Source organism: Paenibacillus eucommiae, from assembly GCF_017874215.1.
GTDB lineage: Bacteria > Bacillota > Bacilli > Paenibacillales > NBRC-103111 > Paenibacillus_AI > Paenibacillus_AI eucommiae.
In genome coordinates this window covers 1-19,038 of the sequence record NZ_JAGGLB010000035.1, presented here as the reverse complement: position 1 = coordinate 19,038, position 19,038 = coordinate 1, and the positions used below count along the sequence as shown (strand labels likewise).

The following is a 19,038-nucleotide window of genomic DNA, read 5'->3' as shown; positions in this document are numbered from 1 at the left end:
TCTTTTATTGTGGTTGTGCTAAACTAAACCCATCAACATCAAAAATATTCCAAAACCAAGGAGGTGATGCCCCATGACAACGAACAATAAACCCAATAGATTAGCCAAGGAAAAGTCGCCTTACCTACTTCAGCATAAAGACAACCCAGTTGACTGGTTCCCTTGGTCAGAAGAAGCTTTTGAAAAAGCTAAACAGGAAAACAAACCTGTCTTTTTATCTATTGGGTATTCGTAGTAGGGCACAATTGACTTGTCATTGGTGTCACGTAATGGCACACGAATCCTTCGAAAGCGAAGAAGTAGCAGCACTGCTGAATGAAAATTACATATCCATCAAGGTAGATAGGGAAGAACGTCCCGACATCGATAATATTTATATGGCGGTGTGTCAGGCGATGACAGGACATGGAGGTTGGCCGCTGACTTTATTTCTTACTCCTGATAAGAAGCCATTTTTTGCGGGGACTTATTTTCCTAAAAGTCGCAGGCATGGCCGTTCTGGCATGATGGAGCTGCTCGCGCAGATTGCAGAAAAGTGGAACGAAAACCATGAAAAGATTCAGGAGATAGGTGAGCAGGTAATTGCCGACACGACAAGTCGCTTGCTGGAGCATCAAGCAGGGGGCTCTGTTTCAGAGGCTACTTTGCACAAAGCGTTTCAAATGTATGAGCGGGCGTTTGAAGCTGAATATGGCGGGTTTGGGAATGCTCCCAAGTTTCCAACTTCGCATAATTTGTCCTTTTTGCTTCGTTACCATAAAAAAACTGGGCAAGAGGAAGCGTTGGGAATGGTCGAAAAGACGCTTGATGCGATGCATCGCGGTGGTATTTATGATCATATTGGATACGGTTTTTCGCGGTATTCTGTCGATGAGAAGTGGTTGGTGCCCCATTTTGAGAAGATGCTGTATGATAATGCGCTGCTTGCCATTACCTATACCGAGGCTTATCAAGTCACGGGTAAAATATCCTATAAAGAAGTTGCGGAGCAAATCTTCACATATGTGCTGAGGGATATGACGGATGAGGGTGGAGCTTTCTATTCAGCTGAGGATGCTGATTCCGAAGGCGAAGAAGGCAAGTTCTACGTTTGGAAGCCAGACGAGGTTGTGAATGTGCTGGGTGCTGAAGAAGGGGATCTCTTCTGTGAGCTGTATGATATCACGGAAGAGGGCAACTTCGAAGGACATAACATTCCCAATTTGATCGGGATGAGAATCGAAACGTTTGCGACCCGCAAGCAAATTCCGACTGAGGCTTTGCGTCAGCGCATAGAAGCTTCAAGGCAAAAGCTGTTTGCTCACCGCGAGGAGCGGATTCATCCTGGCAAGGATGATAAAATCCTGACCTCGTGGAACGGTCTTATGATTGTGGCGCTGGCTAAGGCTGCAAGGGCTTATGAGCAGCCAGTATATGCTCAGGCGGCCGCAAAAGCGGCGGATTTCCTGCTGAAGCATCTGCGCAGGGAGGACGGACGTCTTCTTGCCAGATATCGTGATGGGGAAGCCGCTTTTCTCGGTTACGTGGACGACTATGCGTTTCTCGTATGGGGACTTATTGAGCTGTATGAAGCTAATTTTGAGCTGCGCTATCTGCAAGAAGCCATACAGCTGAATGAAGAGATGCTGAGGCTGTTCTGGGATGATGAGAAAGGCGGCCTGTTCTTTTATGGCAGTGATGGTGAGCAACTGCTTACCCGGCCCAAGGAAATTTATGATGGCGCCATGCCATCAGGAAATTCTGCTGCCGCGCTGAATATGCTGCGCTTGTCCAAGCTGACCTACGACGCACAGCTGTCCCAGAAGGCAGATCGGCAGCTAGAGGCTTTCGCCGGAGCTGTTTCTCAATATCCAATAGGGCATTCGTTGATGCTCGCCGCAATTGACTTTGCTTATAGCGACAGCAGTGAGATTGTCATCGCAGGAGCTGCTGAAGCAAATGAGACTCAGCAAATGCTGAGCATTGTACAGCGTACATTTTTACCGAATGCGCTGATTATCCTGCATCCTAAGGGGTCTGCGGGTGAGGAAGTTCGCAAGTTGATCCCGCTTGTTCAAGACAAGCTTGCGCTTGGTGGCAAACCTACTGCTTATGTATGCCAGAATTTTGCATGTCAGGCACCAACGGCTGATATTTCTGAGCTTGCGGAACTGCTGGATGGTCAACAATTTGATAGCTAACAGGTAGAAAAGTTAGAACAGCTTGAACAGTTAGAACAACTTGATCAACCTGATCAACCTGATCATTATATTTTTAAGCCAACTCTTCTTAATCTAAGGGAGTTGGCTTTTTTTGCAATCGAAATAATGCTTCATCCAGCCCCATTCGTAGTACTCTTTTGAAAAATGTATCTAGTTCTTTGGTCTTAATATCGCAAAAAAGAGGATTTTTTCCAATCATTACAGAAGTAACATATAGCCCTTCGAACCTAAGGAGAAGAATCCATGATAAAAGCGTTTTTACATAATATGACATTGATTGTGACCATTACTTTTATATTGATTTCGCTTCGAGATTATTTAATGAAGTGGAAGCCGAATCAAAGCTTTAAATGGCTTATTTCTTTAACAACCGGGATTTTTTCTGTGGCTATTATGCAGGAGCAATTTCATGTAGATGGTTATCTGGTAGATTTAAGAAGTGTTCCTTTATTGATTATTTCTTATATGTTCGGCTTTAGAACGGGGATACTTGCGGCAATTCTGCCTTCGTTATTCAGGTATTATCAAGCAGGCTCCTTGCCTTACGTTGCAATTATAGTAACCATATTAGTTCCTGTCCTGCTGGGAGCTTTATTTCATCGCCCTGACAACAAAAGCTATCTTAAGCTGTTTGAGCTTCGGCGCATTTTACAAATTTCTGTGAGTTATTATATCATTCATGCTGTTGTGGGTTTTGTGATTTCCAAATTACCGCCTCTATATTGGCTTCGGATCAGCGGCGCTACTTTACTTTTTGGAACCATTTCCTGTGTCATTATTTATTTGATGATAAATGCGGCCGCGCGCAAAAATATTAATGCTCATGAAATGAACACAGCTGTGCTGCAAAAAGAAGCGATTCTGCAATCGGCCTCGGAAGTAGCTATTATTTCTACGGATTTGGACGGTGTCATTACTTCTTTTAATCCTGGAGCGGAAAAGATGCTTGGATACACCCAGCAGGAGATGCTGGAGCACGAGCAGGTGAAAGCCTCGATTTTTCATGATTTTATTGAATTAGAAGCGCGTGCCAAGGAAGTGAGCAGCATGCAGCAAAGAGAGGTAAGTCCTGAGCAGTCACTGATTTATAATGTGAAGGATGGACAAACGGAAAGAAGAAACTGGTCTATGATCCGCAAGGACGGCAGCGTCATTAAAGCTAGTCTGATTTTGGCGCCTATGTATGATTATGAGCAGAATCAGACAGGTTACCTTGGAGTGGCGATTGATGTGACGGAAGAAATTAAGCTTCGAGAAGAGCTTGCGGTGCAATTTGAGCTTCTTGAGGAGCAGAATGAAGAAATTTTCAGCCAGCAGGAGCAGCTTCAGTTCACACTGAAACAGATCCAAAGCCACGGTGAGCTCGTGGAGCGGATTTTAGATGCTAACCATGAGGCGATGATTATGAGTGATTCTCAAGGAATTATTCAATTTGCGAACCAAAGGATGATTGATTATTTTGGTTTTAAACCCATGCGTGGGGAGACGATCATGGCCTGCTGTGAGAGAATTCATCACTATATGCTAGTGAAAAATACGAAGCTGTTTGAACAGGTCAAGTATATTGTAGAGGGGAATTCAGAGGAAATTAAAGTGAAGTTCACTTACAACAGCTTACAAGGGCAAAGAAAAGTGATCGAGCTGATCGCGTCATCTATCGGGAATGCCAGGGAGCAGACGAGGGAAATTTTGTTCGTTTTTTTGGATCGGACCGAGCAGGAGCAATTGGATGAGATGAAGAGTGATCTAATTTCAGTAATCTCGCATGAGCTTAGAACGCCCCTTTCTTCTATACTTGGATTTATAGAGATCCTTCTACATAGAGATATTCCTCAGGAAAAACAGGACAAATATTTAGAGATCGTACACCGCGAAGCGAATCGTCTTACGGATTTGTTAAACGATTTTCTTGATATTCAGCGGATGGAATCCGGGCGTCAGGATTATCATTTTGCTCCGACGGATGTTACGGTTTTGGTTCATGAAGCTATTGAGCAATGGCAGAGAAAGCCTCACTACATAGAATTGAGTATACCGCCTGAAGATATGATCGTAAGAGGGGACAATCAGAAGCTGCAGCAAGTTTTACATAATTTAATTAGCAATGCGGTGAAATATTCGCCGGACGCCGAAAAAATACATATAGGGATGAAGCAGACCCATGACGAGGTTCAAATCGATGTCACGGATTATGGCTTAGGCATTCCCGAGAAGGATATTAGCCAGCTGTTCACCAAATTTTTTCGTGTGGAGCACTCCGATCGCATGCAGATTCGGGGTACCGGTCTGGGGCTGTCGATTTGCAAAGAAATCGTTCAGGCACACGGAGGAATTCTTACTGTAAAATCAGAACTGGGACAAGGCAGTACATTTACCATTCATTTAAAAAAACTAAAGCTGGGTATTTAATAGACTGACTGGCGGATTTCGGTTAACATTATGGATAAGAGCTTGACAGGTGGGGGCTCATTTCTATGATCGAGAAGGTGAGTGCTTCGTGAAGACATATCCGCTAGCATATACAGAATATGTGGTTTATTTTCAGGCAGAGCGCGATTATTTTGAATGCCATGAAGTTATGGAGGAATATTGGAAGGAGCATCCGGCGGATGAACACAGTCTGGCTTATGTCGGATTGATTCAACTGGCGGTTGGTCTATATCATCAACGCAGAGGCAATATGGCCGGCGCCGTGAAAATGCTGCAAAGTGCCTATAAACATTTAACAGATGAGCACCTCGAATGGCTTGGTTTGGACAGCGTGGAGCTAAGGCAATCCATTGCTGCGCGCATACAGGCTTTACTTGAGGGAGCCATTCTCTATGCTGATATTGATCTGCCGATTAAAGATCCGATCCTGCTTGAACAGTGCCAGGACATTTGCCAGAGCCGCGGTTTAAGCTGGAACGATCCTAGTGATTGCAGCAATGAACATTTAATTCATAAGCATACCTTGCGAGACCGTTCTGAGGTTATTGAGGCACGTAAAAATCAGATACTCCTCAGGCAGCAGCGCAAGGGAGGCTCATCTAATGAGCTTGGGTAAAATTCTGGTCGTTGACGATGAGGTTAACATTGCGGAAGTTGTAAGACTTTATATCGAGCATTCAGGCTATGATTCTTTAGTGCTGCATCGTGGGCAAGAGGTGATAAAGACACTGCTAACCGAACAGCCGGAGCTTATCGTCCTGGACATCATGCTGCCTGATATATCAGGATATGAAATTTGTGAGGGTATCCGCAAGCTGGACGCTCCTATATCTCATATCCCGATTATTTTGCTTTCAGCTAAAGGGGAGTCGATTGATAAGCTCAGAGGCTTTAATCTGGGGATCGATGATTATATCGTGAAGCCTTTTGATCCCAATGAGATGATGGCGCGAATCAAAGCCGTACTTAGAAGGACGAAGACTATGTTACCGTCAGAGCCAGATCAGCAGGAAAAGCAGGGAAAACAGGAAAAGATGCTGGCTCTTGGGAGTGTCTGTATAGATATGGAGCAATTCCGCGTTACAATGGCAGGCAGGAAAGTTGAGCTAACACTCAAGGAAATTGAGCTGCTCTATTTTTTTGCCAGTCACCCTGGACGTGTTTTTTCAAGAGAAGATTTGCTTGGTTATGTATGGAAATTTGATTTTATAGGCGGGACAAGAACTGTGGATGCTCATGTGAAAAATCTCCGCAAGAAGCTGGGGACACATAAAGAATGGACGATTCAAACCCTTTGGGGAATTGGATACTCCTTAGAGGTACACAGCCAGGTGCAAAGTCATGAATAAAACAAACATTCGGGGACTTTACCGCAGCTTGTATTTTAAAATATTTGTATCCTTTCTGGCGATATGCGTGCTTTTTTTTGTAGGACTCGGCATCTTTTGGAACTATTATTTTTCAGATTATTTTTACAAGGATAAAAAGGAGCTGCTGCATTCCAGATTTGAGGAAGTGTCACAGCTGCTTGATTCCTACCAGGATGGATCGATCAGTACCAGAGAGCTGAGAATTACAATGAGGCTTGTAGCGCGAAGCATCAACGGACATATTTGGCTGGTGGATAAGCGAGGCATCATCCTTACAGGCTCCACGGAAATGGAAGGCGTTATGCTGCCTAAGCCGATGGATTTCATGTTTATTGAAGGGATGAAAGGAAAATCTGGCTTTGAAGTTTTTTCTCCATGGCCATCTGAAACGAATCCAAGAAATTTGTTTGCCTACTACGCTCCATTACAATTTAGTGGACAGCCGATCCTTGCCTTTCTGCAAATCCCGGCAGGTGATATTAACGAGGGTATATCGACGGTAAGGTTTAATATATTGCTGCCCTTATTATTTTCTTTAATTGCAGTAGGAGTGATCTTGTATTTTATATCTCGCCGTTTGGCTAAACCGCTGCAGCAGATGAATACTGCCGCACTTGAGCTGGCAAAAGGGGATTTCTCTACAAGGGTGCCAGTCCAAACGCATGACGAGGTCGGCCAGCTTGCAGCAAGCTTTAATTTCATGGTCGATCAGTTAGAAAATTGGGAGGGAGCCCGCCAGGAATTTCTGACCAATGTGTCCCACGAGCTCAGATCTCCCTTAACTACACTGCGCGGCTTTATTGTCGCTATGAACGATGGGGTCATCCCGCAGGAACGATACTCACATTATTTACAAATATGCGATCTCGAAGTACAGCGTCTGCAGAGGCTTGTTAACGAGCTGCTCGATCTGGCGAGAATTCAAAACGGGGCCGATAGCTTTCAGATGCAGCCGGTTAAGATCCGCCATAAGATGGAAGAAGTGCTGGAGCTTCTTAAAGATCCTATTGCCGAGCAGGGAATTACGCTTACTCTTGTTGTCCCGCCCCCTCAATATGACGAGGTAGAGGTTTATCTGGATCCGGACCGGTTTGCGCAGATCATTCATAATTTAATCTACAATGCTATTCATTTCACACCTTCGGGTGGAAAGCTTACTATCGCGTTAGAGGTTACAAGCAGTGATGCTATCCTATACATTCAAGATACTGGCCGTGGTATGACGGAGGCTGAGCTGGCACGCATTTGGGAACGCTTCTACAAGGCAGACGAATCCAGAAGCACGCGCCCTGATGGCGGTACGGGAACAGGTTTGGGGTTGACCATTGTCAAGCATCTGGTTAACGGAATGAAGGGTACAATCAGTGTTCAAAGCCGGGTTGGCGAAGGCTCGGAGTTCCGTATTGTTTTTCCGGTTATGATGAAACGGTAACTGCGTTTTACAATTATTTTACAACTGCATCACACATTATTCATAGTTATCGCTTATCCTGTCCACAGTGACAGGATTTTTTTTATTTGGAGGTGCGTAAGTATGAAAGGTTCATTTAAAGTTTGGATGATTGTAGTACTCATGCTTTTGCTGCTCAGTGGTTGTGCTTCCCAAGCTTCTGATTCGACTGGCTCAGCTCCAACTGCACAGCCTGATGAGTCTCCCGGTATGGAATCGGAGATGCAGAACAGGCGCCCCGAACTGCAAAATGGCCAAGAGAGACAGATGGTGATGCTGTTTCAGGCGATTCTGCAGATGGATAAGCAGGAAGGGCTATCAATCGACAAGACGCAAGCTGAACAAATGCTCCCGCTTATTCGAAAAAGCAAGGAGGAGGGGCAGATGACAGCAGAAAATGAAACGCAAGTTATGGCCCTCTTCACCCCCGGGCAAACAGAGTTCTATACAAAGCTTGAAGAGGATATGAAATCGAGAAGGAATGACGTGAGCCGCAGAAATTCACAGGATTTGACTCCAGAAGAACGGGAGAAGATGATCGAGGAATTTAAAGCAGAGAGAGGCGGCAGCCCGGAAGGCGAACCCCTTGGAAAGAAGGATTTTGGGCAAGGAAATGGACCTGCGAATGCTCGCGGAACGGGACAAAGCATGGAGCAGCAGGTCATAGATTTACTGGAAGCAAAGCTCAAGGAGGTTAAGGAATGAAGTGGTGGCGAAGCAAAGGGCTAATCATTTTAATTGTTGTGGCGGTTTGTGCTGGCGGTACTTATATATTCTTGAGCAAAGGCACCGAAACCGCTGCAAAGGAAGAACAGCAAACGATCGTTGAAGTGAAAAAGGGCAGTATCCGCTCCTCGGTATCTGGGACCTCTCAATTCGAGCCGAAGGATAGTCAAATCATTGCTGCTCCGGCGGATGGAACGATCAAAACGATGAATCTGGCCCGGGATTTAGCCGTTAAAGCAGGAGATACTTTGTTGGAGCTGTCCAGTCCGGCGCTGGAAAACGATTTGCAAAAAATCCAAGTCAGCTATAATGAGTTGCAAAAACAGCTCAGTGATCTGCTCAAAGAGCAGGGAAATATGCAAATAACAGCCCCAATCACCGGAAAAATTACATATGCAGCCAACTTGGAAGTAGGCTCAAACGTCAACAAAACAACGAAGATAGCTACGATTTCCAATATGAAAACGCTGATAGTGACACTTCCCTTTGGGCTCGAGGACGCTGTCCAGCTACATGTTGGAGATGTGATTGATCTTACCATCGATAATTTCATGCTGACTAAATCCGGCACGATTCAATCGATTGGCAAGGAGCCAAGAGCGGATGGTAAAGGCGGGAAAATGATCGATATCGAGATTTCCATTGCCAACGACAACTCATTGTATGCTGGTCTTGTGGCCAAAGGAACCGCTGTGATTGGTGAGAGAGAGGTGGATTCTCAAGAAACCGGGGTTTTGCAGTACAGCCAGGTAGCGACTGTGCTTGCGAATGTATCCGGCTATGTAAAAACTTTGCCATACTCCAACAACAGCCTGGTGAACGCAGGTGATCTGCTGGCTGTCTTCGCGAATGATTCTTTAAATGATGATATCCTCAGCAAGCAGGCAGCGATTGATCAACAGAAGCTAAGCCTGGATAACGCCCAGGAGCGAATTAATGAGCTAACCGTTAAGGCACCTTTTGATGGCGTGTTTTCAACGGATTTCGTTAATAAAAAGACAAATGTGCTAAGCAGTTATCCGGTAGGAAGCAAAATAACAAGCGATACACAGCTCGGTGGCGTTGCCAGTCTTAGTACGATGCTGCTGCCGATTCAGGTGGATGAGCTGGACTTGCCTAATATCAAAACGGGCATGACGGCTGAAGTGAAGGTGGATTCGATCACCGGGAGAATGTTCAAAGGGGAGGTCGCACAGGTTTCCACTGTTGGAACAACTACCAATGGTGTTACTTTTTTTGATGTAGTTTTAGCAGTGACCAACACCAATGAGCTATTGAAATACGGGATGACAGCAACTGCGGAAATTCTCATACAGGATAAAAAGGATATTCTTTATTTGCCACCAGAGGCTCTGCAATCACAGCAGGGCAAGCGTTATGTGACTTTGAAAAATGCAGATGGAACAGAGGAAGCCAAGCATGAGATCAAGATCGGCATTCGTTCCCAGACGCAAATAGAAGTGACTGAAGGTTTAAAAGAGGGGGATAAGGTCGTAACTCCGGTTATACAAAGGCAGCAAGCCTTAAGTCAAGAGGAAATCCAACGGATGAGGCAGGAATTTATGCAAAATGGCGGAGCTGGAGGCGCAGGTGGCTTTGGTGGCGGAGGCTTTCCCGGCGGCGGCGGTGGCGCAGGTGGAACCGGAGGTACTGGAGGTGGCGGAGGCATGGGTGGTGCTGGAAGCAGTGGCAGCACAGGTGCCGGTGGAGGCGGAACCCGCAGCAGATAAAAGGGCTGATCCCAGGTTCCTGGAAGGAGGATGAAGGTATGAATATGATTGAACTCAATGAAATCACCAAAATCTATATGCGCGGCGCAGAAGAACTCCACATCTTGAACGGTATATCGCTAGTGGTTGCCCGGGGAGATTTTATTGCGATAGTTGGTCCCAGTGGTTCAGGCAAGTCGACGATGATGAATATGATCGGTTTACTGGACATCCCCACCTCGGGCAGCTATAGCCTCGACGGTGTTGCGACTGAAAAAATGTCGGATAATCAGCTGGCCACGCTCAGAAATCAGAAGATCGGCTTTATTTTCCAGCAGTTCAACCTCCTTCCCCGGCTTAATGCACTGGAGAATGTGGAGCTTCCGATGATTTATGGCGGCATTGCCAGAAAAGAGCGCCGGGAGAAAGCTCACAGCATGCTGGAAAAGCTTGGGATGGGAGAAAGGGGCCATCACAAGCCAAGTGAGCTCTCCGGCGGGCAGCAGCAGCGGGTAGCTATAGCAAGAGCACTGGCCATTTCCCCGGCTTTATTGCTGGCAGATGAGCCCACAGGAGCACTCGATTCCAAAACAGGGGCAGAGGTGCTTGAGCTGATGATTGATTTAAACGAGCAGGGGAATACCATCGTTCTGATTACGCACGACTCACATATCGCAGAGTGCGCCAAGCGGGTAATCACGCTGAGAGATGGTTCGATTATTAGCGATCATCAAGTTTCCAGAATGATACGTGGTTATGAGGTGACGGTATGAGAGTGATGGAATTACTGGGCATGGCAATGAGAACAGTGATAGCCAATCCGCTCCGTACAATCCTTACCATGCTGGGTGTCATTATTGGCGTCAGCTCCGTGGTTACTCTAGTGGCTATAGGAACGGGAACCTCTGATCAAATTTCGAAGCAATACGAGGAAATGGGGACCAATTTGCTAGTTGTTAGCGTGAATGGTGCAGGAAGAGCTACACAGCTCGATTATGATGAACTGATGAAATTTGAGGGATTTCCGGAGTTTACAACGATTGCTCCCACGATGACCAAAGCTGCTTCAAATATCAAATATGACCGCACACAGGAGCAGTACAATGTTATAGGAACCAATGACCGCTATCTCTCGATAGTTAAGGGGCAACTGGACTCTGGTCGTTTCATAGCCCCTGCAGATGTGGAGTTCCGCAATAATGTAGTTGTATTGGGGAGTGAGGTTGCTAAAGCCTATTTCGGATTTTTGGATCCTGTTGGGGAACAGATCAATATCGACGGGGTTGTTTTCACAGTCATCGGCAAACTTAAGGAAAAAGGCTCGAATATTAGCGGCACTTCCGTGGACAGTGCAGTCATAGTGCCATTGGAAACGGCAAGAAGGCAGTTTAAGCTCGGTCAAATCCGCACGACCTACATTGAAGCTCCTACGAAGGAAGATATTTATAAAGCGCAGGAGACGATTAAGCAATATCTGACTTATAAATTCAAGACGGATCAGGGCTATACCTTAACGAATCAAGACGAGCTTTTGAAAGCGAGCACGGCTGCTACGGATACATTAACGAACCAGCTTGTAATGGTAGCATTCATTTCCTTGCTTGTAGGCGGTATCGGAATCATGAATATTATGATGGTGACGGTAAGCGAAAGAACAAGAGAAATTGGCATCCGCAAATCGATTGGAGCCAAGCGCCGCAATATTTTGCTGCAGTTCCTGGTTGAGGCCGTGGTAATAAGCGGTTTAGGAGGCTTAATAGGCTTATTGCTAGGTATAGGCATATCCTACTTCCTGCCTTACTTTAATCCGGAACAGACTACGAGAATTTCGGTTGATATTAGTATCTACGCGTTCCTCTTTTCCGTAGTCGTAGGAATCGTGTTCGGCCTTTATCCCGCGCTGAAAGCTTCCAAGCTGCGTCCGATTGATGCGCTTCGTTTCGATTAAATGGCGTCCATTGAGGAGCATATTCGTGACTTGGGTGCGTTGCGGAGGGAATGGCTGTGGGCTCCAGCCGCTGTTAAAGATTTGTTCCCATGATTTGTACAGATGAGAGGTAGGAACAAATCTTTAAATGCGGGCGCTAACGCTCTTCCGCCCACAGCGATTCCCTCTCTTTAGCTACAATCGCACGAACACCAAGCTCAAAAGGACACCAGACTCATACGAACATCAGGCTCAAATGGACAACCAGCAAGGTTTTTCCTCTTGATAGCAAGTGATTTCCTTGCAGCAAAGAGAGCGCTAGGCTGAGAAGGATCTGCTACTTTAACGATGTTTTTCATCGCTAAAGCAGCAGGTGTTCTCAACATCCCGATTCTAACGATGAAAAACATCGTTAAAATCGCTTTTACACACGGATTGGGGCCATCCGCCCACTTTTAACGATGAAAATCATCATTAACTTGCTGATTGACCTGGAAACGCTAACTTTAACGATGAAAAACATCGTTAAGTGAAGCATACGCTCACCATTCGTGGGATACGGGCTGCTATCTGGCTGCAGCTGTTGAAGCTGCTGCTGCTGCTGCGGGCTGCTACTAGGCTATTAATGTGCTGCTGCTTATCGCTCTTTCTCCCAAAAGGACAGTCATTAGGCGTCTATTTTAACCAATGCTTTAAAAAGTAAGTTTTGCTGAAGTAAAACTCCGAGGAGGAAGTTACTGAATGAAATTCAAAGCAATGAAGAGAAGTTTGCTCTCTAGAACTGCTATGTGGTTGACTGCGGCCAGTATGATGGTTGTTCCGTTTTCAACTGCGGCTCTGGCAGCCAAGCAAGGTGTGTATATTAGAGATGCTGTTTATTTTTCACTGGGACAGGTGGCGTATTCGGCAGGAACGGATAAGGGAACTCTGCGATTCAACTTGGAATTGAATAATGGCAGTGCTCAAAGCATCGATTTTAATCAATATGGAGTCACTATTACAGATGGCAGTGGAGCAAGTTACACAACAGCATTAAGTGAACAGGTAACGGCGAGAGCGAAGCCGCATCAGGTGCAGAATTTTAAGTTTACCGCCCAACTGCCTTTAACTGCGAAATTGGATCAGCTCAAAGTGAAAATTTTTCAATGGGACTACAGCAAAGCTTCGTATATGAAAGATGTTGGATCTTTGTCCGTGGCAGCCGCTATGTCCGTTACAGCTTCTGCAGCCAAACAAGTTCAACTTAATATGTACGATCTGGATGCTGCATTGCGGGAAGACGCTATAGCAGCGTTTGATTTGGGAAATAGCTACAGAGTTTTGAAGGATGGGACGTGGCACGTTTATACGGATTTGTTCGTTCAGAATTTAGGCAGCTCAGGATTCAAGCTCCCAGCTAATCTAGCCTATAATTTAAAGGATAAAAACGGCCTCGTATATGCTGCTCAAATGGTAAATGGTACAAGTACAAGCACAGGTACAAGTAATGGGACAAATAATGTGGCAAATGTAGATTTGCTGCCTAAACAAAAGATCAAGGTAACTCTGCAAACCCCAGTTTCAAGCTCTCTGGATAAGGAATCACTTGTTTTGCAAATGTTTAATAGCTCTTCAACTACCAAAGAACTTGCAGGCACACTCGATCTTAAACAATCTTGGGCAGTTAGTAAGGTGGGAGATAAGGTTGCCTATCCTACCTCTGACCAGAATCTGCAAGGAGCTACTTTGTCCACAACATGGGCGGTAGTTAATCAGCAGTTGGATGGGCTTCATGTGCAAGCAAATGTAACATTGACTAACAATGGCAGTGAAATTATCAGTGTACCTGCGTTGACGGGGGCTTTTCAATCCGTGCGGGGGAGTGTGACTCTGAACTCGGTTGACAATGCTGTGCGTTCCGCTTATCTATCAACTAAGGAATCAACAACGTTCCAATTTACAGCCATTCTGCCTTCGGGGTTAAATGTGGATGATTTGCAGCTAGCCGTGCTTGAAAATAAAGCCGTGCAACAAAGCACAACGGCGCAAAGCAGCAGCAATCAGCAGGGCAGCGGCGATCAGTCATCCAGCGCACAAACAGCTTCAGCTCTGCCTATACTTATTACTTCTCTGGCAGGAACTAGCAGCGGGAAGGAACTTACCCCATATGCAAATGCAAAGGAGTACACCTTGGGGAGCGCTATGCTTTTGGATGCGAATCCATTGATTGACTCGAAGATAGAGGTTTCTTTAATGGAGCTTCATTTGCATGAGAATGAAGAGTTTGGTTACAACACGGTTATTGCAAAATATAAGATTAACAACAAAGGAACTTCGACGCTTGATTTGCCAGAATTCCAAACTGATTTGACAAGCTCGAATGGGTTTACTTACGCAGGAGTCAGACAGACGAATACGGCCAAGCAAATACTCCCGAATACGAGCAATGTGATCAGCTATTCATTCCAGGTTCCTCCTTCAGAAACCTCCGAGCAGCTGGCGATGACGCTCTATAACAATGACCGCCTCGGGATCGGCTCCTTTAAAGTGAAGCTTCAGAAGGAGGCAGCGGATGGTCCGATATCGTTCTACCCTTTTCAAGTGGAAGTAGAGGATTCCTACTTTACCTGGAATTATAGCAACTCTTCATTTACGTACAGATTGCTGCTGTTCCTGGATGTAACCCGGCAAGAGCAGGTTATTGTGGATACGAATTTTTCGAAGGTGTACTTTGAATTGGTCGATGGCTTAGGACGTTTGCTGGGCAGTCAAACCTTGCCATTCTTGGGATTAGATAAGCTGGTGAGCGGCAAACAGACGGTCAGCTTTAACGGTGTGAAAATAGATCAAGTCGAAAGCGGCACAAGCATTAACATGTATGAGCTTATTGAAACGCCAAATGGCAATGCCAAGCGCTTAGTCAAGGTTTTTAAAAATTAAATCAGGTTGCTTGTGCAGGCAATGACAGACGGCGCTCATGTTACGTGAGCATCGTCTGTTTGTTTATCAATAACATTTAAATTGGCATTATATATCTGATTGTTGCTTTTAAGTATATATGCTTTGCTCTCTGCCTGATAATCGATTTTCATATGGTCCTCGAAAAAAACCTCATGTTTAGGACTATAGACTACACGAAAGGGCTCAGCCTTCGCTTCCAGATCTTTGTCATCGGCTTCAGCTATAATCCACAGTGTAGGCACTCCATTCATCGCACAACCGCAGCCTTCAGAATCAAAAACCAGCTTAAGCAGTGCTCCTTCTCCAGACAGGCCAGACAGGAGAGGTTTAAGCTTGCTGATTGCTGAGTCTGTAAATGTGATATGCATTACTTGCCACTTCCTTTCACTCTGTTACAACTTATTGTAGCATACAAGGGCTGTGACTGTGAGGTTGATTCTCTTTTGGGAAGGAAGTATGATTACAGAAAGAAACTTTTGGATAAATAAGGAGGCAGCCCGATGAGTCGCTTAAGTCAAGTGGAGGTTGAAGCTCAGCTAGCAGGCTATAAGAAGCTTGTTCGCAAAATGAAGCAATACGAGGAAGCCGTAGGTTTATTGTACTGGGACATGCGCACAGGTGCCCCGAAAAAAGGCTTGGAGACAAGGTCAGAGGTAGTTGGAGAGCTCTCGACTGAAATATTCCGAATGTCCGTATCTGATGAAATGGGTGGATACCTGGAGGTGCTCACAGCGCCCGGACAGCTTGAAGAGCTTGACGCCATTAGCCGTAAGATGGTAACGGAAAGCAAGAAAGAGTATGACGAGAGCAAAAAAATCCCTCCTGACGAATATCAGGCTTATGTAGTGCTTACTTCCCAAGCGGAAACCATCTGGGAGGAAGCGAAGAATAACAATGATTTTAAGCTTTTCGAACCATATCTAGAAAAAATAGTTGCAACGACTATCAAGTTTATCGATCTCTGGGGCTATGAAGGAGTTAAATATAACTGTCTCCTGGATATGTACGAGCGGGGTATGAACGTGGAAAAGCTCGATAAAGTGTTCGGGGCGCTCCGTGAACGAATTGTTCCTCTGCTTAAGCAAATTCAAGCATCGCCCAATCATCCAGACAGATCCTTCTTAAATCAGCAGTTTGATAAGGACAAGCAAAAGCAATTCAGCTTATTTATTTTACGGGAAATGATTTATGATTTCGATGCGGGACGTCTGGATGAGACGGCTCATCCGTTCGCAACAGGACTGAATCCAGGTGATGTGCGGATTACGACCCGTTTTCTCCCTAATGATCCTACGAGTGCTTTATTTGGTACTATTCATGAAGGCGGCCATGCACTGTATGAGCAGAACATCGCTGCTGATTTGATCGGAACGAATCTCTGTACAGGTACTTCGATGGGTATTCATGAGTCACAATCACTTTTCTGGGAAAATGTGGTGGGGCGCAGCCGCGGCTTCTGGGAGCGTTATTACGGCGAGCTGCAGCAGAACTTCAAAGGACAGCTTGATGATGTGAACGTGGACACCTTTTATCGGGCGATTAATCATATCGAACCTTCGTTAATCCGGATAGAAGCCGACGAGTTAACTTACAATTTACATATTATGATCCGCTATGAACTCGAGAAGAGCCTTATTAACGGCGATATCAAGGTCGCTGATCTCCCTGAGGCATGGAATGCCAAATACAAAGATTATCTAGGCGTTGAGCCTGCCACAGATAGTGAAGGAGTGCTCCAGGATGTGCATTGGTCCGGCGGGGCTTTTGGTTACTTCCCTTCCTATGCCTTAGGCTATATGTATGCCGCACAAATTACGAACACGCTGCGCAAGCAATTTCCAGAGTTCGATGACTGGGTGGCTGCAGGCCATTTACTGCCGATCAAAGAATGGCTGGCGGATCAGATTCATCAGTACGGAAAGCTGCTAACCCCGGACGAAATTATTCTGAAAGTAAGCGGAGAACCGTTAAACCCGGAATATTTGATCCAATATCTCGAGAATAAATACAAGCACGTATACGGATTGTAGCTGGAAGAGTAAGAGGGAATGGAATGGGATAGGTAGAGGTAGAGGTAGAGGTAGAGGTAGAGGTAGAGGTAGAGGTAGAGGTAGAGGGATAGGAAGAGGAGGAGGGATTGGGACTGAGACTGAGTGTGGGTTTGGGTGAGGGACTGGGAGTAGATGTAGATGTAGATGTAGATGTAGATCTGGATGTCGATGTCAATGGAAGAGCCTTAACGTCTGCATGCAAAGATTTGTCCCAGTCCGCCTCCCTCTGAATGGAGCGTGAGCTTGACTTAACGATGTTTTTGATCGTTAAAGTAGGTGTTACCAGGTCAATCTGTCACGTTAATGATGTTTTTCATCGTTAAAAGTGGACGGATGGCCCCAATCCGGGGATAAAAGGGATTTTAACGATGTTTTTCATTGTTAAAATAGGGTTGGGGAGACAACCTGGTGCTTTTAGCGATGAAAAACATCGTTAAGTAGCAGATACTCTCGGTTGTGAGCGCTGGAAAATTCCCTCCAATCCAGAGAAAAAACCTTGCTGGCTGTTCGTTTGAGCTTAGTTTTCGTGTGATTCGTGCGATTGTAGATAAAGAGAGGGAATGACTGTGGGCGGAAGAGCGGTAGCGTCCGCCTTTAAAGATTTGTTCCTACCTCTTCCTTTATACCATTCAAAGGAACAAATCTTTAACAGCGGCTGGAGCCCACAGCCATTCCCTCCGTAATGCACCAGCGCCATGAACACGCTCAAAGGACGCCGCTAGGCGTTTGCTTTTAACAGGAAGATTGGCTGGGCAGAAATGAGGAAGCAGCTATGGGCTTTAGAGTAGTGAAGACTGCAATAGCAGTAGTAATATCCATTTATATCGCGCAATTCCTTGGATTAATAGCACCACTGTCCGCAGGGCTGCTTGCTATAATAGGTGTAGAAGTTACAAAGAAAAAGGGCATAAGAAGTGCGCTTCAGCGAATAGCTGCCTCAGTGCTTTGTCTTTTATTCGGCTCGCTCATGTTTGTTTTATTTGGATTCCATATATGGCTGATTGGTGTGTTTGTGCTGATTGTGTTTCCGCTGCTGCACAGGATGCGTATTAGTGAAGGTGCGGTGACAGGATCCGTCGTAATGTTTCATATATATGCCGGTGGGTCTGTAACTTTTGCCGGTATTTGGAACGAAGTACTGCTGCTCATTGTGGGCCTCGGGACTGCAATCCTTATCAATATTGCTTATATGCCCAAAGCGGAAAAGAAGATATTGGCTCATAAGCTTGAGGTGGAGCAATTTTTTTCGGGTATATTTCTGCAGATAGCAGCGCATTTGCGGGATAACAGCATGGTTTGGGACGGTAAAGAAATTTTGGATGCATCAGCGGCGGTTGACAACGGTTCTGAGCTCGCCAGAAAATCACTGGATAATACGCTTATTTTTGGTGGTGAAACCTATTGGAGGGTTTATTTTTACATGCGGGGGGAGCAGCTTGAATCTATCACCCGAATGGCGGCGCTTGTGGCACAAATATATAGTACATTGCCTCAGGGAGCATCGATCGCCTCCATATTCGAAGGTCTTAGCGCGGATGTTAAGGAAGAGTATTATACTGGCCGTACAGAAGAGGTACTCTTGGCTATGGAACAACAATTCAAGCAAATGCCACTGCCTCAAACGCGTGAGGAATTTGAAGTCAGGTCTGCTATGCTGCAGTTAAATTTAGAATTAAAGCACTACTTGTCCATTGCCAAAAAGCAGAAGAAACAGAAACCGGAGAATAGTTAACCCGTATTTTTAAATAAAATTTCGTCATCTTTGTAAAAAAGCCCGCCCTCTTTCCTGTAATAGGATCGAGGGTTTATTCAGTTTAATAATTGCTTAGAATGAAAATGTTACAGAAATGATAACTAAGAGAATGAAGAGAACCAGAATTGCTGCAGTGCTGGTGCTATGACGGAAAATTTCTTCGGACATATTCGCCACTCCTTTCATAGAAAAAGTTCTTACTCCATCAATATACGCAGAATATTTAAAACGTATTGGACATGTGTAGGGTATGTATAATTTATAAAAGCTGGAATTTTATATGGAAACAGATAACCTGTCCAAAAAAATCATTGTTTATTTTTGCTGTTTTATTTTTGGCTCACCACCACAATCAGTGCTTGACAAATGAATGGATAGCTAAAACAGGAAAAACATCTGCCAATCCTGTACGGTTGAAAGTCCTACCCAACAACAAAAGAGGAATAGACCGATGCAGAATCCGTATATCACAACGACGGAA

Annotated in this window: 15 protein-coding genes; 14 read left to right on the top strand and 1 reads right to left on the bottom strand. The window is 45.2% G+C overall.

Annotated elements, in window-relative coordinates:
• Window positions 1-73 precede the first annotated feature (73 nt).
• The 11 genes from J2Z66_RS34370 to J2Z66_RS34320 all read left to right on the top strand — a co-directional run bounded on the left by J2Z66_RS34370 (window position 74) and on the right by J2Z66_RS34320 (window position 14,732).
• A complete protein-coding gene (locus tag J2Z66_RS34370) occupies window positions 74-235 on the top strand; it encodes a DUF255 domain-containing protein (RefSeq protein WP_209977304.1) in 162 nt (53 codons plus the stop codon).
• A gap of 34 nt (window positions 236-269) precedes the next feature.
• On the top strand, window positions 270-2,180 hold the full coding sequence (locus tag J2Z66_RS34365) for a thioredoxin domain-containing protein (RefSeq protein WP_209977303.1): 1,911 nt from the start codon (window positions 270-272) through the stop codon (window positions 2,178-2,180).
• 264 nt (window positions 2,181-2,444) lie between these two features.
• Complete coding sequence (locus tag J2Z66_RS34360; protein ID WP_209977302.1) at window positions 2,445-4,610, top strand: ATP-binding protein; 2,166 nt, start codon at window positions 2,445-2,447, stop codon at window positions 4,608-4,610.
• An 88-nt stretch (window positions 4,611-4,698) separates the two neighbouring features.
• On the top strand, window positions 4,699-5,247 hold the full coding sequence (locus J2Z66_RS34355) for a DUF309 domain-containing protein (RefSeq protein WP_209977301.1): 549 nt from the start codon (window positions 4,699-4,701) through the stop codon (window positions 5,245-5,247).
• Window positions 5,234-5,980: a response regulator transcription factor gene (locus J2Z66_RS34350; RefSeq protein WP_209977300.1), complete on the top strand. Its 747-nt coding sequence runs from the start codon at window positions 5,234-5,236 to the stop codon at window positions 5,978-5,980. Before J2Z66_RS34355 ends, J2Z66_RS34350 begins: the two co-directional genes overlap by 14 nt.
• Window positions 5,973-7,433 (top strand): sensor histidine kinase, encoded by a 1,461-nt coding sequence (locus tag J2Z66_RS34345; RefSeq protein ID WP_209977299.1) that lies wholly within the window; start codon window positions 5,973-5,975, stop codon window positions 7,431-7,433. The genes J2Z66_RS34350 and J2Z66_RS34345 overlap by 8 nt, the downstream gene beginning before the upstream one ends.
• Before the next feature lie 102 nt (window positions 7,434-7,535).
• Window positions 7,536-8,156, top strand: a complete 621-nt coding sequence (locus J2Z66_RS34340) for a hypothetical protein (RefSeq protein WP_209977298.1) — start codon at window positions 7,536-7,538, stop codon at window positions 8,154-8,156.
• Complete coding sequence (locus J2Z66_RS34335) at window positions 8,153-9,907, top strand: efflux RND transporter periplasmic adaptor subunit (protein ID WP_209977297.1); 1,755 nt, start codon at window positions 8,153-8,155, stop codon at window positions 9,905-9,907. The genes J2Z66_RS34340 and J2Z66_RS34335 overlap by 4 nt, the downstream gene beginning before the upstream one ends.
• Before the next feature lie 38 nt (window positions 9,908-9,945).
• Complete coding sequence (locus tag J2Z66_RS34330; RefSeq protein WP_281068922.1) at window positions 9,946-10,659, top strand: ABC transporter ATP-binding protein; 714 nt, start codon at window positions 9,946-9,948, stop codon at window positions 10,657-10,659.
• On the top strand, window positions 10,656-11,834 hold the full coding sequence (locus J2Z66_RS34325; RefSeq protein ID WP_209977296.1) for an ABC transporter permease: 1,179 nt from the start codon (window positions 10,656-10,658) through the stop codon (window positions 11,832-11,834). Before J2Z66_RS34330 ends, J2Z66_RS34325 begins: the two co-directional genes overlap by 4 nt.
• A gap of 720 nt (window positions 11,835-12,554) precedes the next feature.
• The gene (locus J2Z66_RS34320) at window positions 12,555-14,732 is read left to right on the top strand and encodes a hypothetical protein (RefSeq protein WP_209977295.1); all 2,178 of its coding nucleotides are present in this window, start codon (window positions 12,555-12,557) and stop codon (window positions 14,730-14,732) included.
• A gap of 35 nt (window positions 14,733-14,767) precedes the next feature.
• Here J2Z66_RS34320 and J2Z66_RS34315 read toward each other — a convergent pair whose 3' ends face one another.
• Window positions 14,768-15,121 (bottom strand): iron-sulfur cluster biosynthesis family protein, encoded by a 354-nt coding sequence (locus J2Z66_RS34315; protein WP_209977294.1) that lies wholly within the window; start codon window positions 15,119-15,121, stop codon window positions 14,768-14,770.
• A 132-nt stretch (window positions 15,122-15,253) separates the two neighbouring features.
• Between J2Z66_RS34315 and J2Z66_RS34310 the strand changes: the two genes are divergently transcribed.
• The 3 genes from J2Z66_RS34310 to J2Z66_RS34300 all read left to right on the top strand — a co-directional run bounded on the left by J2Z66_RS34310 (window position 15,254) and on the right by J2Z66_RS34300 (window position 18,536).
• Window positions 15,254-16,783, top strand: coding sequence for a carboxypeptidase M32 (locus tag J2Z66_RS34310; RefSeq protein ID WP_209977293.1), 1,530 nt, complete (start codon window positions 15,254-15,256; stop codon window positions 16,781-16,783).
• 107 nt (window positions 16,784-16,890) lie between these two features.
• The gene (locus J2Z66_RS34305; protein WP_209977292.1) at window positions 16,891-17,034 is read left to right on the top strand and encodes a hypothetical protein; all 144 of its coding nucleotides are present in this window, start codon (window positions 16,891-16,893) and stop codon (window positions 17,032-17,034) included.
• Between the two features lie 542 nt (window positions 17,035-17,576).
• Window positions 17,577-18,536 (top strand): aromatic acid exporter family protein, encoded by a 960-nt coding sequence (locus tag J2Z66_RS34300; protein WP_209977291.1) that lies wholly within the window; start codon window positions 17,577-17,579, stop codon window positions 18,534-18,536.
• The last annotated feature ends 502 nt before the right edge of the window (window positions 18,537-19,038 follow it).